This window comes from Bacillus sp. Medicinal_06, assembly GCF_056711665.1.
In genome coordinates this window covers 420,706-443,361 of record NZ_JBWYHD010000001.1, presented here as the reverse complement: position 1 = coordinate 443,361, position 22,656 = coordinate 420,706, and the positions used below count along the sequence as shown (strand labels likewise).

Annotated in this window: 27 protein-coding genes, 1 pseudogene and 1 riboswitch; of the genes and pseudogenes, 22 read left to right on the top strand and 6 right to left on the bottom strand. The window is 35.4% G+C overall.

Annotation, left to right across the window (positions count from 1 at the left end; genetic code table 11):
* Positions 1-40 precede the first annotated feature (40 nt).
* The 5 genes from AC1M36_RS02340 (at position 41) to AC1M36_RS02320 (ending at position 5,049) form a co-directional block, all read left to right on the top strand.
* Positions 41-883 carry a DUF4430 domain-containing protein gene (locus AC1M36_RS02340; RefSeq protein ID WP_431613182.1) on the top strand — a complete coding sequence of 281 codons (843 nt, stop codon included), beginning with the start codon at positions 41-43 and terminating at the stop codon, positions 881-883.
* A gap of 22 nt (positions 884-905) precedes the next feature.
* Complete coding sequence (locus AC1M36_RS02335) at positions 906-1,784, top strand: energy-coupling factor transporter transmembrane component T (protein WP_336452339.1); 879 nt, start codon at positions 906-908, stop codon at positions 1,782-1,784.
* The gene (locus AC1M36_RS02330; RefSeq protein ID WP_336452338.1) at positions 1,757-3,418 is read left to right on the top strand and encodes an ABC transporter ATP-binding protein; all 1,662 of its coding nucleotides are present in this window, start codon (positions 1,757-1,759) and stop codon (positions 3,416-3,418) included. The genes AC1M36_RS02335 and AC1M36_RS02330 overlap by 28 nt, the downstream gene beginning before the upstream one ends.
* Complete coding sequence (locus AC1M36_RS02325; RefSeq protein WP_336452337.1) at positions 3,391-4,110, top strand: ECF transporter S component; 720 nt, start codon at positions 3,391-3,393, stop codon at positions 4,108-4,110. Before AC1M36_RS02330 ends, AC1M36_RS02325 begins: the two co-directional genes overlap by 28 nt.
* A gap of 216 nt (positions 4,111-4,326) precedes the next feature.
* On the top strand, positions 4,327-5,049 hold the full coding sequence (locus AC1M36_RS02320; protein WP_431613183.1) for a YwiC-like family protein: 723 nt from the start codon (positions 4,327-4,329) through the stop codon (positions 5,047-5,049).
* A gap of 34 nt (positions 5,050-5,083) precedes the next feature.
* Here the strand turns inward: AC1M36_RS02320 and AC1M36_RS02315 are convergent, their stop codons facing one another.
* Entirely contained in the window at positions 5,084-5,275 is a 192-nt protein-coding gene (locus AC1M36_RS02315; protein ID WP_336452335.1) for a hypothetical protein, read from the bottom strand.
* Between the two features lie 122 nt (positions 5,276-5,397).
* A riboswitch (SAM riboswitch) is annotated at positions 5,398-5,496 on the top strand.
* A gap of 102 nt (positions 5,497-5,598) precedes the next feature.
* Between AC1M36_RS02315 and AC1M36_RS02310 the strand changes: the two genes are divergently transcribed.
* The 3 genes and pseudogenes from AC1M36_RS02310 (at position 5,599) to AC1M36_RS02300 (ending at position 7,067) form a co-directional block, all read left to right on the top strand.
* A complete protein-coding gene (locus AC1M36_RS02310; RefSeq protein WP_420792352.1) occupies positions 5,599-5,859 on the top strand; it encodes a hypothetical protein in 261 nt (86 codons plus the stop codon).
* Between the two features lie 282 nt (positions 5,860-6,141).
* A complete protein-coding gene (locus tag AC1M36_RS02305) occupies positions 6,142-6,726 on the top strand; it encodes an NAD(P)H-dependent oxidoreductase (protein ID WP_336452334.1) in 585 nt (194 codons plus the stop codon).
* Positions 6,714-7,067 (top strand): annotated as a pseudogene (locus tag AC1M36_RS02300) (group-specific protein). Before AC1M36_RS02305 ends, AC1M36_RS02300 begins: the two are co-directional and overlap by 13 nt.
* Positions 7,068-7,130: 63 nt before the next feature.
* Here the strand turns inward: AC1M36_RS02300 and AC1M36_RS02295 are convergent.
* The 4 genes from AC1M36_RS02295 to AC1M36_RS02280 all read right to left on the bottom strand — a co-directional run bounded on the left by AC1M36_RS02295 (position 7,131) and on the right by AC1M36_RS02280 (position 11,737).
* The gene (locus tag AC1M36_RS02295; RefSeq protein ID WP_431613184.1) at positions 7,131-8,477 is read right to left on the bottom strand and encodes a short-chain fatty acid transporter; all 1,347 of its coding nucleotides are present in this window, start codon (positions 8,475-8,477) and stop codon (positions 7,131-7,133) included.
* A 266-nt stretch (positions 8,478-8,743) separates the two neighbouring features.
* A complete protein-coding gene (locus tag AC1M36_RS02290) occupies positions 8,744-10,003 on the bottom strand; it encodes a serine hydrolase domain-containing protein (protein WP_336452332.1) in 1,260 nt (419 codons plus the stop codon).
* Positions 10,004-10,103: 100 nt separating this feature from the next.
* Positions 10,104-11,303, bottom strand: a complete 1,200-nt coding sequence (locus AC1M36_RS02285) for an MFS transporter (protein ID WP_336452331.1) — start codon at positions 11,301-11,303, stop codon at positions 10,104-10,106.
* A gap of 14 nt (positions 11,304-11,317) precedes the next feature.
* Entirely contained in the window at positions 11,318-11,737 is a 420-nt protein-coding gene (locus AC1M36_RS02280) for a MarR family winged helix-turn-helix transcriptional regulator (protein ID WP_241816628.1), read from the bottom strand.
* Between the two features lie 174 nt (positions 11,738-11,911).
* On the opposite strand from AC1M36_RS02280, the gene phaZ reads away from it, so the two are divergent.
* The 14 genes from phaZ (at position 11,912) to AC1M36_RS02210 (ending at position 21,649) form a co-directional block, all read left to right on the top strand.
* Entirely contained in the window at positions 11,912-12,829 is a 918-nt protein-coding gene (gene phaZ, locus AC1M36_RS02275; RefSeq protein WP_336452330.1) for an intracellular short-chain-length polyhydroxyalkanoate depolymerase, read from the top strand.
* Between the two features lie 121 nt (positions 12,830-12,950).
* Complete coding sequence (locus AC1M36_RS02270) at positions 12,951-14,147, top strand: MFS transporter (RefSeq protein WP_336452329.1); 1,197 nt, start codon at positions 12,951-12,953, stop codon at positions 14,145-14,147.
* Positions 14,131-14,331 (top strand): NETI motif-containing protein, encoded by a 201-nt coding sequence (locus tag AC1M36_RS02265; RefSeq protein ID WP_336452328.1) that lies wholly within the window; start codon positions 14,131-14,133, stop codon positions 14,329-14,331. The genes AC1M36_RS02270 and AC1M36_RS02265 overlap by 17 nt, the downstream gene beginning before the upstream one ends.
* Positions 14,332-14,572: 241 nt before the next feature.
* Entirely contained in the window at positions 14,573-14,983 is a 411-nt protein-coding gene (locus AC1M36_RS02260) for a hypothetical protein (RefSeq protein WP_336452327.1), read from the top strand.
* A gap of 40 nt (positions 14,984-15,023) precedes the next feature.
* Positions 15,024-15,329, top strand: coding sequence for a WXG100 family type VII secretion target (locus tag AC1M36_RS02255; RefSeq protein WP_174102493.1), 306 nt, complete (start codon positions 15,024-15,026; stop codon positions 15,327-15,329).
* Positions 15,330-15,352: 23 nt separating this feature from the next.
* Positions 15,353-16,084 carry a DUF5081 family protein gene (locus tag AC1M36_RS02250; protein WP_336452326.1) on the top strand — a complete coding sequence of 244 codons (732 nt, stop codon included), beginning with the start codon at positions 15,353-15,355 and terminating at the stop codon, positions 16,082-16,084.
* On the top strand, positions 16,084-16,422 hold the full coding sequence (locus tag AC1M36_RS02245; protein WP_343267194.1) for a hypothetical protein: 339 nt from the start codon (positions 16,084-16,086) through the stop codon (positions 16,420-16,422). Before AC1M36_RS02250 ends, AC1M36_RS02245 begins: the two co-directional genes overlap by 1 nt.
* A gap of 32 nt (positions 16,423-16,454) precedes the next feature.
* Positions 16,455-18,134: a polymorphic toxin type 15 domain-containing protein gene (locus AC1M36_RS02240; protein WP_479845565.1), complete on the top strand. Its 1,680-nt coding sequence runs from the start codon at positions 16,455-16,457 to the stop codon at positions 18,132-18,134.
* An 8-nt stretch (positions 18,135-18,142) separates the two neighbouring features.
* Complete coding sequence (locus AC1M36_RS02235) at positions 18,143-18,682, top strand: T6SS immunity protein Tdi1 domain-containing protein (RefSeq protein ID WP_336452323.1); 540 nt, start codon at positions 18,143-18,145, stop codon at positions 18,680-18,682.
* A gap of 357 nt (positions 18,683-19,039) precedes the next feature.
* On the top strand, positions 19,040-19,345 hold the full coding sequence (locus AC1M36_RS02230; protein WP_479845564.1) for a hypothetical protein: 306 nt from the start codon (positions 19,040-19,042) through the stop codon (positions 19,343-19,345).
* Positions 19,342-19,731: a type IV secretion protein Rhs gene (locus AC1M36_RS02225; protein WP_479845563.1), complete on the top strand. Its 390-nt coding sequence runs from the start codon at positions 19,342-19,344 to the stop codon at positions 19,729-19,731. Before AC1M36_RS02230 ends, AC1M36_RS02225 begins: the two co-directional genes overlap by 4 nt.
* A gap of 12 nt (positions 19,732-19,743) precedes the next feature.
* On the top strand, positions 19,744-20,229 hold the full coding sequence (locus tag AC1M36_RS02220; protein ID WP_479845562.1) for a hypothetical protein: 486 nt from the start codon (positions 19,744-19,746) through the stop codon (positions 20,227-20,229).
* 10 nt (positions 20,230-20,239) lie between these two features.
* A complete protein-coding gene (gene imm48 / locus AC1M36_RS02215; protein WP_479845561.1) occupies positions 20,240-20,641 on the top strand; it encodes an Imm48 family immunity protein in 402 nt (133 codons plus the stop codon).
* Positions 20,642-21,154: 513 nt separating this feature from the next.
* Complete coding sequence (locus AC1M36_RS02210; RefSeq protein ID WP_479845560.1) at positions 21,155-21,649, top strand: hypothetical protein; 495 nt, start codon at positions 21,155-21,157, stop codon at positions 21,647-21,649.
* Between the two features lie 342 nt (positions 21,650-21,991).
* Here AC1M36_RS02210 and AC1M36_RS02205 read toward each other — a convergent pair whose 3' ends face one another.
* Positions 21,992-22,624 carry a DUF6985 domain-containing protein gene (locus tag AC1M36_RS02205; protein ID WP_479845559.1) on the bottom strand — a complete coding sequence of 211 codons (633 nt, stop codon included), beginning with the start codon at positions 22,622-22,624 and terminating at the stop codon, positions 21,992-21,994.
* Positions 22,625-22,656 lie beyond the last annotated feature (32 nt).

Here is a 22,656-nt window from a genome sequence, read left to right as displayed (position 1 = left end):
ATGATTTGCTCCTAATTTTATTAGGAAAGGTGAGGAAAACATGAGTCTGATGAAGTGGTTACTCTCATTTGCTCTCTCATTTGGATTGCTTGTTGGATGTAGTCAAAATGAATCAAAATCTGAGCAACAAGTGGTATCAAAGCAAATAGAACAAAAAGATAAGGAAAAACAAGAAGAAATAAAAGAAGAAAGTAAACAGGAAGAATCGCAAGAACCAGTTGCTAAGCAAAAGCAACCAGAAGAGCAAGAGCAGCCAAAAGATAATCAAGAACAAAAACAGCAAGAACAACCTGAAGTAAAACAAGAAGAGAAAAAAGACCAAGAACCACCTGCTCAGCAAAAAGCGCCAGAACAACCAAAAACACAGCAAGAAAACGCTGAGGTAAAGAAAGCGCCAGAAACAAAGACAGAAGAAAAAACAGAAGTAAAAGAAGAGGCTAAAGTCGTTAACCAGCCGAAAGAAACGCCAAAGCAAGAATATCCGAAAGATCCAGAACCTAAGTTAGAGCCACAGCCAGCACCACAACCAGAACCGAAACCAGTAGTGCCAAAACCAGAACCAAAGCCAACACCAACACCACAGGCCCAGCAAGTTACGATTTCTGTTCGTGGTGATCAAGGTTATGTATTAGGTGCAAAGAAAGTAGATATTCAAGGAGAGCCTACAGTTTTTGATGTACTAAAAGGTACGGGATTGGAGATTGATTCAACTGGATCAGGAAATAGTAAATATGTAAAAGGAATCAATGATTTATATGAATTTGACAGAGGGCCAAAAAGTGGATGGAAGTATCGTGTAAATGGTACTTTTCCAAACCGAAGTGCAGGTGCATATAAAGTGAAACCAGGAGATAAAATCGAATGGGTGTATGTATCAAATTAGGGAAGGGTTTTAGGTAAAGGTTATGAAAATTATCTTTTCTTCTTTACATCCTTTTGTGAATTTTTTCTATTATATTGGGGTGATGATACTATGTATGGTGTGTCTTCACCCTCTTTTTTTAATGGGTGCTATTATTATGATGGTGTTATTGAACGTTATGCAAGGAAATGGCGAGAGAATAAGAAGGATGTTGCCAAGTACGTTCATTTTCTTTTTGATGGTTATCGTGCTAAATCCTTTGCTAACACATAGGGGAGCCACTACATTATTTCGCTTAGGAGATAATCGAATTACATTAGAAGCATGCATGTATGGACTCATCATGGGGTTATCGTTACTTGCTATTATGTTCACATTTACTTCTTACAATGATATTATTTCAAGTCATAAATTTTTGTACTTGTTTTCACGAGTTTCACCGAAAGTTGCGCTATTGACAATGATCACGGTGCGTTTTGTTCCTTTATTTATCCGGCGCTTAAGACAAATTACACTAGTTCAAAAAACAAAAGGTGTTCAATTAGATTCAGGCTCATTCATCGGGAGAATCAAAAATGGAATGAAACTTTTGCAGGTGTTACTTGTTTGTTCTTTAGAAGATGCATTACAAACTGCAGATTCCATGCAAGCGCGTGGGTTTGGAGTGACAAAGCGTAGTACGTATATACGGTATCGCATGGGGAGCCAAGATTGGTATATACTTGCGTCTTTAGTGGTTTTATTACTAAGCAGTTTTGTGCTCAATTATTACGGCGCTGGCAAATTATCAATCTATCCAAGAGTGGAATCACTTGCATTTCAGCAATATGATGGGATACTATTCGTGTTATTTTTACTATTTATTAGTTTACCAATCCAAATGGAAGGGAGGGAATGGTTATGGTGGCGCATGCAGAAATAAAAGACTTAGCTTTTACGTATGCAGATGAAAATGTACAAGCATTAACAGATGTTTCGTTAACGGTTTTTCAAGGTGAATTTATTGTGCTAGCTGGACGTTCAGGATGTGGTAAGACAACGCTTTTGAAACATTTTAAGAAAGAGTTACTTCCGATTGGAAAGCGCACAGGTAGTATGTATTATAATGGAGCTTCTTTACTCGAGATGCCTGATTTATTATCAGCGCAAGAAGTCGGAATGGTATTTCAAAACCCTGAAAATCAACTTGTAATGGATACGGTTATTCAAGAATTGGCATTTTCTCTTGAGAATGTTGGTCTAGAAACAAAAGTCATCCAAAAGAGAATTGCTGAGTTAATTAGCTTTTTAGGATTTCAAGATTTATTACACCAGTCTGTTCACACATTATCAGGGGGACAAAAACAACTCGTTAATTTAGCGGCGGTTCTTGTGCTGCAGCCTAAATTGTTACTTCTTGATGAACCGACAGCGCAACTTGATCCAATTGCCGCAAAAGATTTTTTAGGATTATTAAAACGGATTAACGAAGAACTTGGAATTACAATTATCATGAGCGAACATCGTTTAGATGAAGTCATTCCATTAGCAACTCGAGTTGTGTTTATGGATGCAGGGAGAATTATGTATGATGGAATCCCGCAACATGTTATATCGAAAATGTGGGCACTAGAAGAATCTCGATCGTTTATCCCTCAAATTCCAAGGTTGTTTTTAGAATGGGGTATAGAGAAAATTCCATTTACGGTAAGGGAGGCGCAAACACAAATTCATTCCGAGTTACCAATCGAATATGAAGTACCGGCTATATCACAGGCAGAAACAAAAGAAGTGATGCTACAAGCAAAACATATATCTTTTCAATATGAAAAAAATAGTCCGTTTATTTTGCAAGATTTAACGCTATCGATTGAACAAGGAAAGTGGACTGCGCTTGTTGGAAAAAATGGTACAGGAAAATCAACACTTTTAACTATATTAGCAGGATTAAACAAAGCTAGAAGAGGAAAGGTGCGGTGGAACGGAACGGAAATTCATAAAATGAAGTCCAAGGAACGATTTGAAAAAATCGGATTTGTATCACAACATCCCTATTATCATTTTACATTTGAGACGGTGTGGGATGAAGTGTTTGAAAGAGCAAATGAATTATATGGTGATAGAGGGAAAGAAATTGCGGAAGAGATGTTAAACCGATTTTGGCTGTATTCCATTCGCAATCGTCATCCACATGATTGTAGCGGGGGAGAACAACAGTTAATCGCACTATGCACAGCCTTGTTATCTAAGCCCCAATTATTATTATTAGATGAACCAACAAAAGGGCTGGATCCAGAGAAAAAGGAAAGATTAGGCGAACTGTTTCAAGCGTTACAAAAGGAAGGAACAACAATTGTGATGGCCACACATGACATTGAATTTGCAGCGAAATATGTGGATCATTGCATGATGTTATTTGATGGGAAAGTTATTATGGATGATGCGCCAAAGAAATTCTTTAGTGATAATTTCTTTTATACAACATCTATTAATCGTTTTATTCGCAAGCAATTACCTTATGCATTAACATGGGAGGATGTGTATCAAGTGTGTCCAAACGATATGTTGCTCTCATAACGCTTATTTTTCTTCTTATAATAAGTACACTTCTGTTTACTTCCTTTGTAACAGATGAATATTTTATTTGGTGTAGTTTATTTTTATTGTTCATTATTATGTTACCTTTTTATATACGATTTGAAAGGAAAGCATTTGTTTCACGTGAAATCGTTATTGTAGCTGTTTTAGCAGCCATAGCAGCAGTGAGTCGTGTACCATTTTCTCTTATGCCGAGTGTACAACCAACTTCTTTTATTATTATTGTATCTGCAATTGTTTTTGGAAGTGAGACAGGTTTTATTATTGGCGCAACGGCAGCACTTGTATCTAATATATTTTTAGGACAAGGGCCTTGGACACCTTGGCAAATGTTTTCTTGGGGAATGATAGGTTTTACAGCTGGTTTGCTACGAAATACATTTATTATGAGAAAGTTATGGGGAAGAGTCATCTATGGGTTCATAGCCGGTTTTGTTTTTGGCTGGATTATGAATTTGTGGGGGATACTTGGCTTTTTAGAAGGATTAACATGGAAAGACTTTATGGCATACTACGCTGCAAGTTTTTACTTTGATTTCGCTCATGCACTTTCAAATGTAATTTTTCTTGTTTTGTTTAGCTCATCATGGATCCGAATTCTTATGAGATTTAAAAAGAAATATGGGATTTTAGATGATAACGAGCTAGTATATCAAGGAAACAAAGCATAAGCATATATCATAAAGCATAAGAATATAACGTAGGATCGCGACTTACATATTCGTTTGCCTCTTTCATGCTTCTTACCATTGGTGAGAAGCATTTTTTTATAATGATACTTTGGTTTGGAAAATGTCAAAAAATTGTTTTAATATATTCAACTTTCGGATGGAACTTTTTATATAATAGGAAATGAGAAAGGTTTTCAAAGAGGAGATGTAATATTCATGAAGCTAGTTGTTCCAAAGCAGCATGGCGCATGGGGAATGCTGCTGATTCCATTTCTACTTAGTGTTCTACTTGGTAAACATACAGTTTACCATATTCCACTCTTTATCGCTTGGTTATTTATCTATTTAGCAACGTATCCATTTTTAATGTACATGAAGCAAACACGAAAAAAAGAATTTTTACATGCAGCAATTATTTATTTTGTTATTGCATGTGTTTTCGGGATTGTATCTTTACTATATGAATGGAGAATTCTTTTGTTCGCGGTTACGATGATTCCACTCTTTATCGTAAATATATACTTTGCCCGTCAAAAAAAGGAACGAGCATTAACAAATGATATTTGTGCCATACTTGTTTTTTGCATTGGTGGTTTGATTAGTTATTATTTTTCGATGAAGACAATTGATGGGACGGCATGGTGGATTGCGGCTGTTTCTTTCCTTTATTTCTTAGGTAGTACATTTTATGTGAAAACAATGATACGTGAAAAGAATAATCCTACTTATCGTTATGTTTCATGGGGATATCATATTTTCTTAATCATCGCTTCTTTCGTAGTAAATCCATGGCTGTCTCTTGTATTTATACCGAGCCTAGTTCGTGCAATCGTATTGTATGGTAAAAAAATATCTATATTAAAAGTTGGAGTTTTAGAAATCGTTAATTCTGTATATTTTTTAATTGTGACGGCAATACTGTTGTCGTATGCCATTTGAGATATTGCTCATCTCTTAAAGAGGTGGGCAATATTTATTTTTGTTCTAAAATATTAACCGTTTGATTACATTTTTGTAACGCATCTTCCACAGCTTGTAGGGATTGTTCGATTCGCTCCCGATTATCGCTCTTTTCGACTGTTTGTAATGCATGTTCTAAACAATTCTTTGCTTCTTGCAATGAATGGAATGAATCTTGAACGTATCCGCGGGCATTTTTATCCATCATAAATTCCTCCTTTTTTACATACAATTTTAGTATGGGCGTTAGGAAAGAAAATATAACTTATTGTATGTTGTTTGACAATTATAATAAAAATAGCTATAGTAAGATATAAAGTGAATATTTTCTTATCCAGAGAGGTGGAGGGACTGGCCCGATGAAACCCAGCAACCGCGATGCAGGTGCTAATTCCAGCAGAACATATTTGTTCTGGGAGATAAGACGAAGATATATACGTAACTTCTTCTTATCGAAGAGGTTTTTTTATTGTAAAAAAACCTCTTCCAAAAACAACAACATAAGAAGAAAGGGGTTGCAATTGTACTGTGACACTTGAAAAATACGTAAAGCTGCGTAATGCAGTATATGAATATATGATGGAACAAGATAAACCCATATCACTATTAGATATTCAAGAACATATCGTTTCGCATCATGAAGGAAAATTCACGAAAAAAATGTTACACCAATTTTATTTATCAAGGTTATTAGACGAATTGAAACTGGATGGGAAAATTACTTTAGCTAATGATGAATACCACTATGCTGAAAGAGGGGTATACTATAAGGCGAGAAAAGGGAGCTAAGCTCTCTTTTTTTATGTTATAATTTATCTAAAAATTCAAATTGTATGTAGAGTAAAAGACTGCAGAAGCAGCCTGATACAAGGGAATGGTGTTGAGTGTGTAGTGTCAAAAGTTGAATATGCCCTGAAAGAGGCATTTCATTCGGCTAGAAACGAAAAGAGACACCTCCGCCGAGTAGGTGTCAGTTGGTTTGTCAAATGGGCTTGCCACTTGACATGTATTAGAATATCATGCAAACCGTTGGGAGTCAAAAGGGAATATAAGGAAAGGTGTTGTTTGGAGATGAATATACTCATCATATATGCACATCCCAATCCATCTAGTTTCAATGCATCCATTTTAGAACATGTGCAAAAAGGACTTCAAGAGACGCATCATTCTGTTACATTGCTTGACCTTTATAAGGAACAATTTAATCCAGTGCTTATTTTTAATGAAGATAAGAGAAGACGGGATTTAGTATATGAAGAAGAAACTGAGAGATATAGAAATTTGGTCAAAGAAGCAGACTCTTTTATTTTTATTTATCCAACATGGTGGTGGGGCATGCCTGCTATTTTAAAAGGATTTATTGATCGCGTTTTTGTTGCTGGGTTTGCATATAAATATGAAGGGGTAATGCCGAAAGGATTGCTTATAGGGAAAACAGCGTGGGTTATTAATACTTTAGATTCACCGTTATGGTACGTGGCACTCTTATATCGCTCTGCTGATTGGGTGATTATGAAAAAGGGGATTTTACGATTTTGCGGTATACGTCAAATAAAACGTTCTGCTTTTCAGTCTGTAAAAACAAGTAAGGAAACAAAACGTGAAAAGTGGCTTTTAGAAATACAGGAAAAGGCTAAAAAATTATGGGTGAAGTAGAAAATATAATGAGATGTTGTAATCGGAATGATGATTTGTTTCGTACGTATATCGTTTGTTTACTTCAATTGAAACATCATAATGAAGCGTTTAAAAAGGTATGCGAAGAATTAAGAGCAGATTATTTAGTAAGGGGAATTTGTGAAAGAGAAGTTGATGGGATTATCCAGGAAAGTAAGGAGTATAAAATGTATGATATACCGAGAGTATTAAGATAGGATTTTTTACGAAATAATCCATCAATGATTGAAAACATTTGTACGACGTTATTTACATATAAAAGGTTAAATCTTTCATGTGAAGAATGGGGAAATGTAATTAGATGCATAGAAAACGAATGATTATCACTATAGTTATTATGTAAAAAAGCTAGTATAAAACTAGCTTTTTTACATTGCTTCGATTTAAATGATAAGGAAACATAAACCAATTACTACGCCAGCATAAAGGAGATTAATAACACAAAATCCCATAATGTCGCGTGCACCTAAACCGGCGATTGCTAATGCAGGTAATGCCCAGAAAGGCTGTATTAAGTTCGTCCAAGCATCTCCCCAAGCAATTGCCATCGCGGTTTTCGCAGCAGGTACACCAAGTTCTGCGCCAGCTGGGATCATGATAGGAGCTTGTACAGCCCATTGACCGCCTCCAGATGGTACGAAAATGTTTACAATTCCTGCACTTAAAAACGTGAATAGAGGGAAAGTGGTTTGATTCGAAATGCTAATAAAGAAATTAGAAATTGCTCCTCCAAGTGAAAGACCTTCGCTGTTTGCTCCAATCATCATTCCCATAATTCCTGCGTAAAATGGAAATTGGAGTAGAATGCCAGAAGCGCTTTTCGTCGAATCTGAGAAGGCGCGAATATATTGAATCGGAGTACGGTGAAAAATAAGGCCAGCAATTAACAGTATAAAAATAACGATATCAAGTGTCAGGTTAAAACCTTTCGTACTAAAATAATGAACAATATAAATAAGACCTAATAGTCCAACACATACCGTTATCCAAATGCTATTTTCCATTTTCTCAGCAAATGTCTGGGTCTCTACTTCTTGAGCAGCAGCTTCTTCTTGAAATACGCTAGGATCCACTGTAATCGTATGATTTTCATCCGGATGCATCGCCTTATTTATAAGTGGCATCGTTACTAAAAATATAAGTACAGGAACGAGCGCATATGGTGAAAATAACGTTTCTGTTATAGGGATTGCTTCCTTTATACTTCCAGCAGTTGTTTTAATTAATGTTTCGCCGCCAGATGCTAAAGTAAGCGGTATAGAGGCGGAAAGTCCCGCGTGCCAAATAAGAAATCCGGAATAAGAAGAAGCGATGGCAAGTCGATAATCTAAATTTTGTATGTGTTTTGCAACTTCCTTTGCATATAAAACAGACACTACAATGCCGAATCCCCAGTTTATGTATGCACCAAGTAAACTAACAATAGAAATAGCGATAATACCTTGTCCGCTTGTTTTTGGCAGTTGTGCAGCTTTTGCTAAGCCTTTGCGAATGAGTGGAGCGTTAGCTAATACAGAACCTGTAACAAGTACAAGTGCCATTTGCATGGCGAAGGCTAAAAGTCCCCAAATTCCATTTCCCCAATGAGCAATCATTTCTACAGGTGATTGGTGCGTCGCAAACATGCCAAAGAAGATAACAAAAATTGTTAATAGACAAGATAAAATAAAGGGCTCTGGTAAAAAACGCTGCACAAGAGCAACACAACCGTTTGTAAAAGAGCGAAACAAATTAATCAACCTCCTTAAGTTTTTTCTTTTACATATTCGCTATGGGCAAAGAGATAACCTTTATTAAACTGAAGATTCAGATAAATGAAGGAAAGCTTTCACTTTTGTGAAAGCTTTCCTCAGGGTGTTGGGAAACGAAAGACAATAGATTCTTATTTTTGTGTCGCTATTTGCCGAGTGGTCGATATTCTTTGTCGAATCGCCGATAAAATTTCATTTACTATGTTACATGAACACTTTCTTCTGCGATATTTCATAAAGTTCCCCTATAATAGTTCCTTTTCTAAATGTTTTCCAATTTGTACATACATATTTGAATAAGTAGCATGAACATCACTACTTGGCTCAGCATTTGATGAAAAATGTACAATGACCATATTTGCTTTAGGATCTATATAGAGGCATTGCCCATAGCTTCCTAATACTTCAAATGCGCCTTGCTCATTATGAGGAATCCACCATTGATTATGATAAGAAATGGATGCACCTTGTCCGATTGCTAATTCGCCTTCTTGCACGTTCTTTACATTTTCGGAAATGGAGGAGGGGAGAACTTGAACTCCATTGTAACGACCGTTATATAAAATCAATTGCCCAAACTTCGCCATATCTCGTGCAGTCGCATTTAAACCAGCGCTTGCTTGTTCAACTCCCGTTTCATCTGTAACATAATACGCATTTTCTTCCATACCGATTTTGGACCAAATTCGTTCGCTCACATTTTCCGCTAACGATTTACCGGTGATAGTTCGTATAATCCAGCCGAGTGATTCAGAGGAACCGTTATTATAAGAAAACTGTGTTCCAGGTGGTGCAGTTTCCTTTGCTTCTTGTAACATATCATAAATTTTCATTGGACCGTTATAGTTTTTACCACGAGGAAGAATATTGCTGGCTAAATACAACTGAGCATCTTGATTTTCTAATCCTTGCTGCATATATCCATGTGTAGGGTATTCAGCAGAAACTTGCATGTCCATTAGTTGCTGAATTGTTGCTTTTCCAAATGGAGTATTTCGTAATTCTTTCACGTATGTTTCAGCAGTGTTATTTACATCAATAAGTTTTTCTTCCGTTAATGATTGTATAAGTGCTCCGGTAAATACTTTCGCTAAAGAAGCCATTCCATGCGGTTCATTTTGTTTATATCCATTGAAATACTGTTCATAAACAAGTTTTCCGTTATGCACGACGACAAAGGCATCTGTTTTATTCTCATCTAATAGTTTCTTTAACGGAATATTGCTTCCGTATTCTTTTTTAACAGAGAAATCATCTAAGTTTTGTAATGCGGTAGGGAATGTTGCTACTTGCTTAGGATTGTTTTTCACTTCGCTTGTTAACGCTAGTTCTTTCATATGTGTGTATGACCAGCGTAAATAAGGATCTTGTAACCAATTTTCCTTTGTCACGTTTTCTTTAGAAGGGGAGACTTTATTTTGTTTGAAAAATGCAAATCCAAGCCCAGTTACGATAAACAATAGTGTAAGTATAATTAATAAAAGGGGAGATTTTTTTAAGTTCATCTATGTACCTCCTTGCTATTTTTACAGTAAGTATACGCTCGTTGTCTTAGAAATACAAAATAAGGAAAGTAAACAGAGGAGTTTACTTTCCTTATTAACATTAAGCTGATAATTTTCCGTCTGTATGTTGCTTTTTGAACTTTTGTTTTCTGCCATGTAGGAAGTAATAGATAAGTAATGTAAATGCAACGATAATGGCAGCAATGAAATACATATTATGATAGCTTGATTGTGCAGCTACGATACCAAGTACAAAGGAACCAAAACCAATACCGCTATCAAAGAATGAAAAATAAGTAGCTGTTGCTGAACCGCGGCGATGGTTTGGAGCTGCGGAAATAGCAATCGTTTGGAAACTTGGAATTAATGTTCCATAGCCTAAACCGATTAATACACCTGCACCAAGGAACCAAAATGAGGTTTGTGCTTGGCTTAAGATGAACATTCCAATTGTAAAAATAATAATCGAAGGATAAACAAGTATATTTTCACCGAAACGGTCAAATATCTTTCCTGTAAATGGACGAGAAAGAACAACAACGAGTGCGTAAACGATAAAGAAGTAACTTGCAACTTCCCCTACACCAATTTCTTTTGCATAAATAGGAATAAAAGATAATATGCCACTATAAGAAAATGCTAAAACAAATCCTGTAAGAGCAATTGGAACGGAAGTAGGTTCAATTAAATCTTTCCATTTCATGCGTTCACGCTTTTGTTTATTTACTGGTTTTTCATGTGGGATATTTACAAGTAAACCTAATAGAAATGCTAGTAATGAAAATACAGAACAAACGATAAACAGAACGGTAAATGAAAAATGTGAAATAATCGTTAAACCTAAAAAAGGACCGATTACCATCGGCAGACTCATAAATACACCAAAATAGGCAAGTGCTTCACCGCGGCGATGAGGTGGTGCGACATCTGTCACAATTGTACCTGTTGCTGTAGTCGCCATTCCAAACCCAATCCCGTGAAGGAAGCGAAGGGCAAGTAATAAGAATAAACTTTGTGCACCGAAATACATGACGGTAGCAGCTAAAAATAAGGAAAGAGAAATAAATAAGATCTTCTTTCTCCCTAAATCGTCAAGCCACTTCCCGGTAAACGGACGGCATAGGACAGAAGAAATAAGGAATACAGTTGCGACTAAACCAATTTCTTCAGGTTTTCCTTTCAATCCGTCTATTACATAGACGGGCAGGGTGGTCATAAGCATGTAAAACGTTAAAAAGAGAAACAGACTACTAAAACAAGTTCCAAGGAAGTCCTTCGTCCAAAGTCTCTCACTTTGCATCGTCATCCCTCCTATTAATCATCTAAATTTTTAATAATTTTTTGTAGTACTTGAAATGCTCGTTGCAAATCTTCTTCATCAATATTTTGCAACGTTTTTTCTTCGAAAGTATCAACTTCTTCTTGCCATACTGGAATCATTTTCAGTGCTGTTTCTGATAAGGAAATAAGCTTTTCACGGCGATCTTTTCCTTCCGTTCGAATAATCCAGCCCATTGTTTCCATACGCGTTAATGTACGAGTCATCGTTGGAGATTCAACGTTTAAGTATTGACATAACTCAGTTTGTGTACAAGGTCCTGTTTGGTTGATGCGGAAAATGACAGCCCACTGTGCACTAAATAAACCTGTTGGTGACACACGTTCATTAAATTTTTTCGTAAACTTACGAGAAGTTTGACTGACAATGTGAAAAAAATGCTGTTTTTCGTCCATTTGTTTGATCCTTTCAAATTAGTTACCTAGCTAACTATATACCCTTTTGCCAAAATTGTCTAGTGATGGACATGTTGTTTTATGTAAAAATTTTGTATCGTTTTTGTGTTGAGAACATACATTCTGCATGGTATGCTAAAGGTAAGTTTAGAATTTTCTTTCTATTAAAAGTGAATGGGGGAGCTTGTGATGATTAAGCCTGCAACAATGGAGTTTGTTTCGCTGTCAAATGGAGAAACGATTGCATATCAAAAAGTTGGAAGGCAAAGTAAAGAAATACTTGTACTGATTCATGGGAATATGACATCCTCACAGCATTGGGATTTAGTTATTGAGAAACTACAGGACGAATATCATATTTATGCGATTGATTTAAGAGGATTCGGGAAATCAACATACCATAAACCAATAAACTCATTACAAGATTTTGCAGATGATTTCAAGCTATTTATAGATGAACTACAATTGAAGAAGTTTTCACTGATGGGCTGGTCAATGGGTGGTGGTGTTGCGATGGAGTTTGCAGCTTGTTATCCAGAGTACGTAGAAAAGTTGATTTTGGTTGAATCAGTTGGAATGAAAGGCTACCCGATCTTTAAAAAAGATATAAATGGTCAACCAATTGGTTCTTCTCTATTAAAAACAAAAGAAGAAATTGCACAAGATCCTGTTCAAATTGCTCCTGTACTAGATGCAATTAAAAATATGAACAAGCTCTATTATCGAACGGTTTGGGACTTACTCATTTACACACATAACAAACCAGAACCAGAGCGTTATGAAAAGTACTTAGATGATATGTTAACGCAGCGTAATTTTGTAGATGTGAACTACGCTTTAATTACATTTAATATTTCAGATGAACATAATGGCGTTGTGCCTGGAAATGGACATATTCATCAATTGCAAGTGCCGACACTCGTTTTACAAGGAGATCGTGATTACGTTGTTCCGCAAGTAGTCGGAGAAGAATTAGCGAAGCATCTCCCCAATGCAAAGTTAACTATATTAAAAGATTGTGGACATTCACCGTTTATCGATTGCTTAGATGAATTTATTCAGCATGTTACAAATTGGTTGGAACATAAATAAGCCGAACATATAAAAGGAAGTTAGAGGCGGGTTTTCTAACTTCTTTTTATATTCTTACACATTGTTGTTCAAAACGTTTATAATGGAGGTCGGTGAACATATAAAGGGAAGAGGGAAGCGGATGTCAATACGATTTACATTTTGGATTATGGTTGGAATTGTTGCGATTTCTGGATTGTCGCAAGGGATGCTTCTGCCAGCAATCGCAATGATTTTTGAGCAAGAGGGGATTCGCTCTAGTTTTAACGGTCTTCATGCAACGGCGTTATACATTGGAATTTTATTTATTTCGCCATGGCTTGAAAAACCGATGCAACGGTTTGGAATGAAACCGATTATTGTAATCGGTGGTTTTCTTGTTATTATTTCATTATTCTTTTTTACACAAACATTTTCATTTTGGGCATGGTTTATCCTTCGCTTTTTAGTTGGAGTAGGAGATCATATGTTACATGTCGGAACACAAACGTGGATTACAACGACAGCTGACCCTAGTAAAATCGGAAGACAAGTCTCTATATATGGAGTCTTTTTTGGTATTGGTTTTGCGGTAGGTCCATATTTAGCTAGCACTGTCCAATACGGACTTGCAACGCCATTTATTGTATCGACAATTCTTTGTTTAATTGGATGGCTATTGCTATTACCAACTAAAAATGCCTTTCCAGAGCAAGATCATAAAGGAGAGAAAAATGAATCATCACTTTCTCGTTACAAACAAGTATTTGTTCTAGCTTGGATTGCGCTGATGGGACCTTTAGCGTACGGCGTGTTAGAAGCAATGTTAAATAGTAATCTGCCAGTATATGCACTTCGAAAAGGATGGTCTGTCTCTGATGTATCTTTCTTACTACCAGCATTTGCAATAGGAGGAATCATTACGCAAATTCCGCTTGGTATATTAAGTGATAAATACGGAAGAGACCGCATTTTAACATGGACATTCAGCATCAGTACAATCATCTTCTTACTTGCGGCAGTATTTGACGGGTATTATTGGATTGTATTTGGGTGTATGCTATTAGCTGGAATGGTAATTGGTTCCTGTTTCTCTTTAGGGCTTGGCTTTATGACGGATTTATTACCAAGACATTTACTGCCAGCTGGAAATATATTATCCGGAATCGCCTTTAGTATTGGAAGTATTATAGGGCCTGTATTAGGAGGCATATTTATAGAAAAAATACAGTATACAAGCTTTTTTATAGCGGTTATGATGATAATGGCAATTATTGCACTTCTATATATCGCATATATGAAAAGTCAATCCGCATCAAGACAAATAGAAAGTAGGTTAGGGCATGACAAAACAACCTAATAAGAAAAAATTTGAAGTACAAGAGAATGAAACAATTACAGATTGTTTAGCACGTATGGAACGTGAAGGATATGCACCATCACGCCGCATGGAAGAGCCGATCTTTCATGAAGTGAAGAAAGATGGAAAAACAGTTGTAGAGCCGTGCGGGAGAAGAATTGTTTTTGAAGGGAAATTGAAGTGAGGAGAGGTCGTGAAAATGACCTCTCTTTTTTATGGGGTAGTAATCAGTGCTATATTATTTTCTGTAAATTATATAGAGAGCGTTTCATCTTAATAAATAGTGAAATGGCTTTCACTTTTTGGTAAAATATTCACATGAAATTACTTATACAAGAAAAATTTTGAAAATAATTACAAGGTAGATTGTATGTAAAGTATTGAGAAATCGATTGTTTTATTAGAGGAAATAAAGGAGGACAAACATGGGGGAGCATTTGATAGATTCCATTGGTAACTTTCTTCATATTTCATATACAGATAGTGAAAGAAAGCGGGATAATTACGATAAACTACATGGATATTTACAGGCGAAAGAAGGTAAACTGAGAACTTTAATCGAGCAAGCGGAATCAGCAAAGCGTAGTTACGAAGGAAGCAGTCATGGATTGCCACAAGATAAAATTCCTGCCCGTGAATTTGAAGCAGCTCGGCACAAGAAAGATTCGGAATTAACCGAGACGATAAATTATTTTCGCCAAATGCTAGGAGACGTTACGTCTGCTAAAAATAAAGCGTATTACAAGTGGGAGGAATATAAATCAAAAGCAGATGCGGAAAATAAAGCTGAAGCTGAAGCGGCGGCTAATGCGTTAAAGAATTTATTCGGAAAATAAGCGAAGATAAAGAAGTATGGAATACGATGGGGGAATAGAAATGCACGGTAAAGAAATCGAAATTTCTGGAAGCGAAGCGTTAAATGCTATTTCTTATGCTGAGCAAATTGAAAAAGGGGTAAAAGATTCACTCCAGCAAGCAAAGGAATTACAAGCATACGTCATAAGTTCACATTGGAATGGGAAAACACGTGATGCTTTTTTAAGCTATTTAGAATTATTAATTCAATTTAATACAAAAATGGCAGAAGCACTTGAAGGGCATACGAAAGCACTTAAAGAGCTTGATAAACATATTCAATCCTTTACAAATCGTCCTGAAGTTGAAGGCGTAAAGAAACTGTGAAATAGGACTGGGGGAATGAGGAAATGGTACATACAATTGAGAGTTTTACCCCTGGTGAGCTTTATGTATTAGCTGGTGCCGCTGGCATTACATATTTATTTGGTTTACCAGAGCGAGAAAAACTTACTTTAGCGGATCCAGACTGTGTAACAAAAGCGACAGAAAAGTTGAAAGCGAAGAGATTAATTACAGAGGAGAATGGTCTCACACCAGCAGCCTTTCAACTAATTGAATTATTAAAAGCGTATCAGGAAAGTAACGAGTACACACGGTTTAATAATCTTTTAATCGGATTTTTGCCACAAGATAAAGATAGAGTAGCCGTATTCACGGAACGAAAACAAAATGAGGAATACGAAATTGATTACATAGCGAAGCGCGATGTCTATTTCTCGTTATTACAACGTGTTCCATTTTTAATGAGAGAACCGAGAGAAATAGAGCATACTTTTTTAACGAATAAAATGACAGAAGAAAAGCAGCGGTTCTTTGAGGAAATGGATTTGTCAAAAAAAGATTTATTGGCCGTTGAAACATTTTCTCGTCCGCGGGATCGGCGGGTAGGCAACAAGGGGAAATGGGAATGCTTCTTGTACTTTACGGAGGGGGAAAACTTCATTCAAGTTGATATCGAACGTAAGCAGTACGAGTGGGCTAGTTTATATGCCGTGAATAAGAAGTTATACGACGGCTTGAAAATGCCATATAAAAAGTTAATTGATCCAAGACAATTCTCATTAGGAGGAATACGTTAATGCAAGTATCTATGAGCGATGGAAGTACAGGAGGAGCAGGTGGTAATTCAGAAGTATTAGTAAATTTTTCTGAAATGGTTACAATCGCGATGCGCCTTGAAACGATTTATAACCTGTATGCGAATGGTGTGCAGCAAAATATTAATAATCTAGCAAATTCACATTTCTATCAAAAAGGTGAGGCAACAAAAGTTACCGATCATTATAAAGACATATTAGAAAAAACAATGGAATTGGCAGATAACTATAAACAAGCTGCAATGGTTGTGAACTATACACTTGAAGAAATGATAAAAAAAGACGAGGAATTACAAAAAATATTACAAACTCTTGAGTAATCAAGGTGCGGTAGTGGGGGGATGGAAAAGAGATGGATGTGCAATATAGGCCAGAACCTTGGCAACAAATGAAAGATGGGATAAATGAGATTACAAAAGATGCAATTATGAAATTACGGGAAGCAAATGAACTTCTAGGTGATATACAAGATAGAATACAAGACTTAGATTCAGATAGATGCATTTATTTCCATCATAGAAACCAAGAAAGGAAAATAAATACATTACTTGAGGATTATACAACTTTACATACATACTGCGATGATGCAGGACGTGTCGTTTATGAACATATAGATGAGCCGTTCTATAAAGATATGGATGAATTTGCTCAAAAAATGAGAGACTTATCTATTCGGGACTTTAAAACAGAAAATCGAATTGGTACCACAACGACAACAACATTACCAAGTGAGCATGCGTATGGGGCCCCGCAAACAATTACGACAAAAAAAGATAAAATAACAGTAGATGACATTTTTAAAGAATCACTTGCCTTTGATCATGTGCTTCGCACGCAGTATAAAGAAGTCAAAAAGCAAAATCCAGATGCGAAACTAAGCTACGGGGAATATCGAAAACTAGTCCCGTCTATGCGAGGATTCGAGTATACATCAAGAGAAGACGAGCAAAAAAAATTAGAAACATGGCGTGATTTAGCAATAGGAGGAGCACTAATCGTCACTACAATCCTCTGTCCGCCGCTCGGAATCGCCGCTTCAGTTGCATACGGTGGTCTACAAGTAAAAAGTGCCATCGAAGGGGAAGACTGGGGTACGCACCGAAAACTAAGTAAAGAAGAACGATTAGAAGCTGGCTTCTTCGGAGCACTCGACCTCATCCCAGGGCTAGGTTCAGCAGCAAAAGCATTCAAAGGAACACTCGACCTCGGATCCCTTGCAAAACTAACAAAATTGAAAGAAGGAATCGCTGATTTCAATCCAAATGTGGGGAAAAATGTGGTACAATCGTTAAAGGATAATGAGACGTTAAAGAATGCATTACATACATTGAAAAAAACGAAAGTCCCAGTAGCAATCAGGTCAGCAGACACTGGAATGGGAATAAAAATTCCTTATATAGAACATTCAACTGTTGGAGAAATAGCGGAAAACTTTGCAAGGGCGCGTGCAGCCGCTAAAGATGATGCTTATCAACTTGCGAAGGGGAATGGTGGTTCGGAAGTTAATAAAGAAGTTAGTGATGCGGCTAATAATAGAGCACGCATTGATGAAATTGAAGTTCAATTTAAACGTAATCCAAAACATGATGAGGAGGAGTTTCTACGTCAATTACAAAACCAAGAAGATGGAATGGGTAGATTGACAGTTGATGAATTTATTCGGAATCGCGATCAGTATCTGCTAGAAGGAAGATCGAAGCAAGGAAATGCAGCACAAAGATTAGCTAGAAAACAAGCTATTCAAGATAAAATAGATGAGTTAATGGAAGAAGGACTTTCATTTAGAGAGGCAGAAGAACAGGCTTCGAAGTGGATAAAAGGTAAAGCCGCATTACATGACCCAGATCAAATAGCAGGTGGTCATCCGTTAACTATAACTGGTATGGGAGATTCTAGAATTAATTCATCACTAGGTTCGCAATGGAAAAGTAGAATAGTTGATGTAGATAAGAAAATTAGGGAAGTTGCTGAGAATATTTCAGGCGAAGAAAAGAAATCGACATATCTTAATGTTAAATTGAAATCAAAGTGAGGAATATTATGGAAAATATAAAAAGTTTTATATCGATTGAAAAAGCGCCAACAGAAGTTATCGAAAAGTATGTTGGAAAAATCCCAGAGCAGATAATAGATATTTGGAAAAAATATGGATTTGGAAGTATGCTAAATGGCTATTTAAGAGTTGTGAATCCTGAAAAATATTTAGAAATATTAAAGGACAGTTATATTCGTTATCAGGAAGCTATACCAGTTTTTACAACCGGTATGGGAGATATTCTCGTGTGGGAAAATAATTATTTATTATTACTTAATTATCGAAAAGGTGTAGTAGATGTAGCTGCTGGGAAATTTAAGTTCTTCTTCAATAATGCAGCAGATGATTATTTTTTGGAAAGAGTATTGGATTGGAACCCTTATCAAGAAGCGAAAGATAGATATGGAGAACTTGCATTTGATGAATGTTTTGGTTACACGCCGCTTCTTGGATTAGGTGGATCAGAAAAAGTAGAGAATCTGCAAAAAGTTAAATTGATTGAACACATTTATTTAATTACTCAATTTATGGGGCCGATTGAATAAGTATTAAATACAATGGCGTTAAAAAGTGATATACTTTCGTTATAATGAGATTAAACTTGTAAATTTAGAAAATATATGAATTCAGAGCACTCGGTCGTCTATGATGCGTAACGAGTGCTTTTTGGCGTTTTAGTATAGAAAAGGTGCATTATAGTTTTATAAGTGGACTCAGTGTTGAATTTTTATTACTGTTTTAATAGATTGTAACGGCTATAGGATAGTAGAGAAACAATTGTAAAAAGGATCGAAATAACAACAAACCTTGGGTTATTAGCGAAGCTGCGAATTGGAGAAACCAGTTTTAATCTAAATATAGTACAATCATTCCAAGCCAGCAAAAATATTGCGCTTGACTGCATGAGACTAGCAAGCCTAAAAGTAGAAAAATACGGAAATGAAAAAATGTATCAGCTCGGCCAAACAATAGCCGGGGGTGTAGATTATGTAACAGCTTTCTTCAAAGGCGTTGAGGCAGCTGGAGACGGTACATTGATAGGGAAGCAAATTGGTCCAGGGAAGGGTACTGAGTGGGTTAATACACGCCATGCAGAGAGTACTAAGTTTGTGGATGGTAAGATTCAGGGGCGTGAGGCTTCGCTTGCTACGAGAATAGGGAATGGTGGTTCAGGAGTTAGTGAGACTGGGAACATCTTGATAATATGAGAAAAAACAAAGAAATTACAGGCCAAGCACATCATCTAAGCCAAGATGCAGCTTTTAGGGATGTTATTCCTAAAAAAGAAGGTTTATCTGTAGAACTAGAAGGAAATATATTTAAGGATGTTGATAGTCCACATTTTTTAGCTCATCAAAGTCTAGAAGAATTTTGGAATACTTTTAGAAAAAACGGAGAACGTTTTAGCGAAATGCCTACCGTTTCAGAATATAACGAGGCATTATACGTATCTTTGAAGTCAGCTGGTTTGAGTGATACACAAGCACAGAAGGTTGTTCAAAGAGCCATGGAACAACAAGTGTTTTATAAATTAACTGGAGATTCATTTGTTCCAAGGATTCCTGGTAGAATTAATTTACCAAAACGTAAATAAAGGAGCAATTACATGAAATTAAATACTTCTGTAGTGGAAGCTGTATTGTCTAATAATTGGTTAAAATATTGTGGAACAGAGAGCAATTTTCCTCAAGGAATTGAATATACCTATTTATCAAATAAAAAGAAAATGGTTAAGAGTGTGAATGGGATAGAATGGGAAAATATTTGTCTTGAAGAAAGAAATAATTTAACAGGCTATTTAGCAAAGAATGAACCTGAAATATATAATGGGAATACTTTGGTTAAAAAAATTAAAGCAGAGATATTACCAAAAATTACTGATGATATTGAAAAACAAATAATAAGATTGGGGTTATCAAAAGATATATTAAATGCTGTTAAGTTCGATATAGTAAGTATAATAATGGTACTATCTTATGAAGAATATTATAAGTCAGTATTTTATAACGAAATACTAGAAATCTATTTAAGCGGACATATTCCTTGTGGGTGGAATGGAAAGTACCCAGAAGGAAATATATCTATATACTAGAGGGACAAAAATGACTAATGATGTAGAATATTACAGTGAAGTGAAAAAAATAATTCAGCAGTTTTTAAATACTTCACAATTGGTTCCAGAAATATTAAACGAACAAGAAAAACAAATAGTAGCAACATTTTGTTTTGGTATGATAAATGGTTATTCTTTAAAAAATAAAAAGAATGCCATACAAATACAGGGAGCTACAATTGATATATTGATAGAAATGTTCTTCTATTCTCCAGCAGCTAGTGCGGAATTCTGTAATTTTTTAATTGAGTGCACAGATAAATCATTTCATCCAACTATGCATTCTATCATCCATAGAGGAATTCAAGGGTATTATCAATATGAAGAGGCTAAACATAATGAGTTGAAAGATAATATTGAGAATGTAATTGAAGTAGTAAAGAATCATTAAAATTTAGGGTATTGACTGAGGAAATTTAATCTTAGTTAATGCCCTTTGTGTATAGCGCTAATAAAAGAAATTGCAAACTAGTTTGGATTAATATGGAAAGTGAAACTTATACTAAAATTGGTGATAATCGTGTATAAGTATTGGATAAAAAAATTGTTAAGAGAATAGATGGATAGAAAAGTTTTTATTATTGGTGAAAAAGATTATTAAGGAAAGAGATAGATAGGCAAAGCGGATAAAGGTTTAAAGAAATCGGTATATAGCATTACAAGGTTATCGTTTCAATAAATTAAGGGCAATGCACTCTGCTAGATATCCTATTCAAAGTATTCGTGATTTTTACTGAAAATATTAGATATAATGGTAAATTTACAAATAAGTGAAGAGAGGACTTGTTAATTGCAAGGGATATCGATCAATTTAAATCTTGCACCAATGCTTTGAAAAAGGAAATAGAGGATGGGAAAATATCAAAAGAAATATTCAGCCCGTTACAACTAGAGCAAATTTTTGATGGTCAACCAAGATTACACAAGTTCTTTAAAAAAGGGTCTTCAAAAAAATTCTAATGATCTTATTCAAAATATAAAAGAGACACTTCATTTTAATTATTATAAGGGGATAGATTTATTAGATTTCATAGCTTTTGTTCAGTCATTTGAAATGTCCATTGTAATGTATTCTATGGATGGAGGAGCAAGTGAAGTCTTTTATGAAGGAAATGATAGCAGTATCTTTTCAGGCAGTTACGATTTGATAGATGATGTAGAATACTACAAATTCCCTGATGGTAAATCAGATGAATTTTGGGAGTTTTATGAACAAAACGATGAAGTAATATCTGAAATTGAAACAAAAGCTATAGTGGAATGGTTTGCTGCCTGCTGGAATAAAGCAGGTGGTACAAGCGTGAAATTACGCTCTTATTTTAGTTTTCATGATTATGATCAATGCTTTGATTTACATAACAATAAATGGATTACTGATGGTGATAAATGGTTTGATTAAATCATAGAACTTGATTGGTTTAATACGCACCATACGATGTATTATTACAAAAATTAATGAAAAATGACGTTGAAGTAACATTTGACTTGAATCGAGAAAATACATGTTAATAAGGTTGAATAGAACACCTAAACACTTTAAGTTGTTTAGGTGTTTTCTTTTGTAAATTAGGGATAGAATAATAGGATAAGTGCGGAAGAAATAGTAAGAAAGTATAGTTTTGGAGGCTAGAATTACCAGAGTCTTTCTTAAACTTTAATTAAAAATACAAAAGTGCACAAGACAAGTACTTGAAAAAATTAATTAAAAAGATGCTACAAACGTTAATTTTAGTAGAAAGGGTTATTTACTTTTCAACCACTTATCCCTAAGCAATTCCTTATCTTCTAATAAGTTGTTCTTAGCTAGTTCAAAACACACTAACCAAAAATTCTTTTGCCACTTTGAACAGTCTTCCTCGTAATCCGTAAGCATCTGAAGCATACAGTATGAATCAGATGGCTGAATATGAATCATATCATTTTTAAAAAATAAAGCTGTAAGACCATGTTCAATAGATAGCAAGCAATTTTTATGAAATGAAATTGCAAAGTAAGCATAGTTGTCCTTCGTATAGTCAGGTAAAATCTCAAATGTAGGGGTTCCTAAATAAGAATGGATTTCTGCCATACTATTAAAAGTAATAGGGCTAAAAGAATGGTCATTTTCATTGTATATTTCGTATCTCATTAAATCTTTAAATTGCAATTCAAATAGAGCATTTAGTATATTTTCATAAATAATATCAAAGTGTTCCTTTAAATAACATAGCGTATTGTAAGCTTCTTTTGTTAAAGGTTGATTACTTTCTAAATACCCACCTATCTCAATGTTTTTTTGTTTAAAAAACGAAACAGAACAATTTACGTTTATAGATCCATCCCAACAGTCGTGTTCTTCGGAAAACTTAAAATTGTCTACTTTGTATAACAACATTCACACCTACCTAATTAAATTTTGTTATTCAT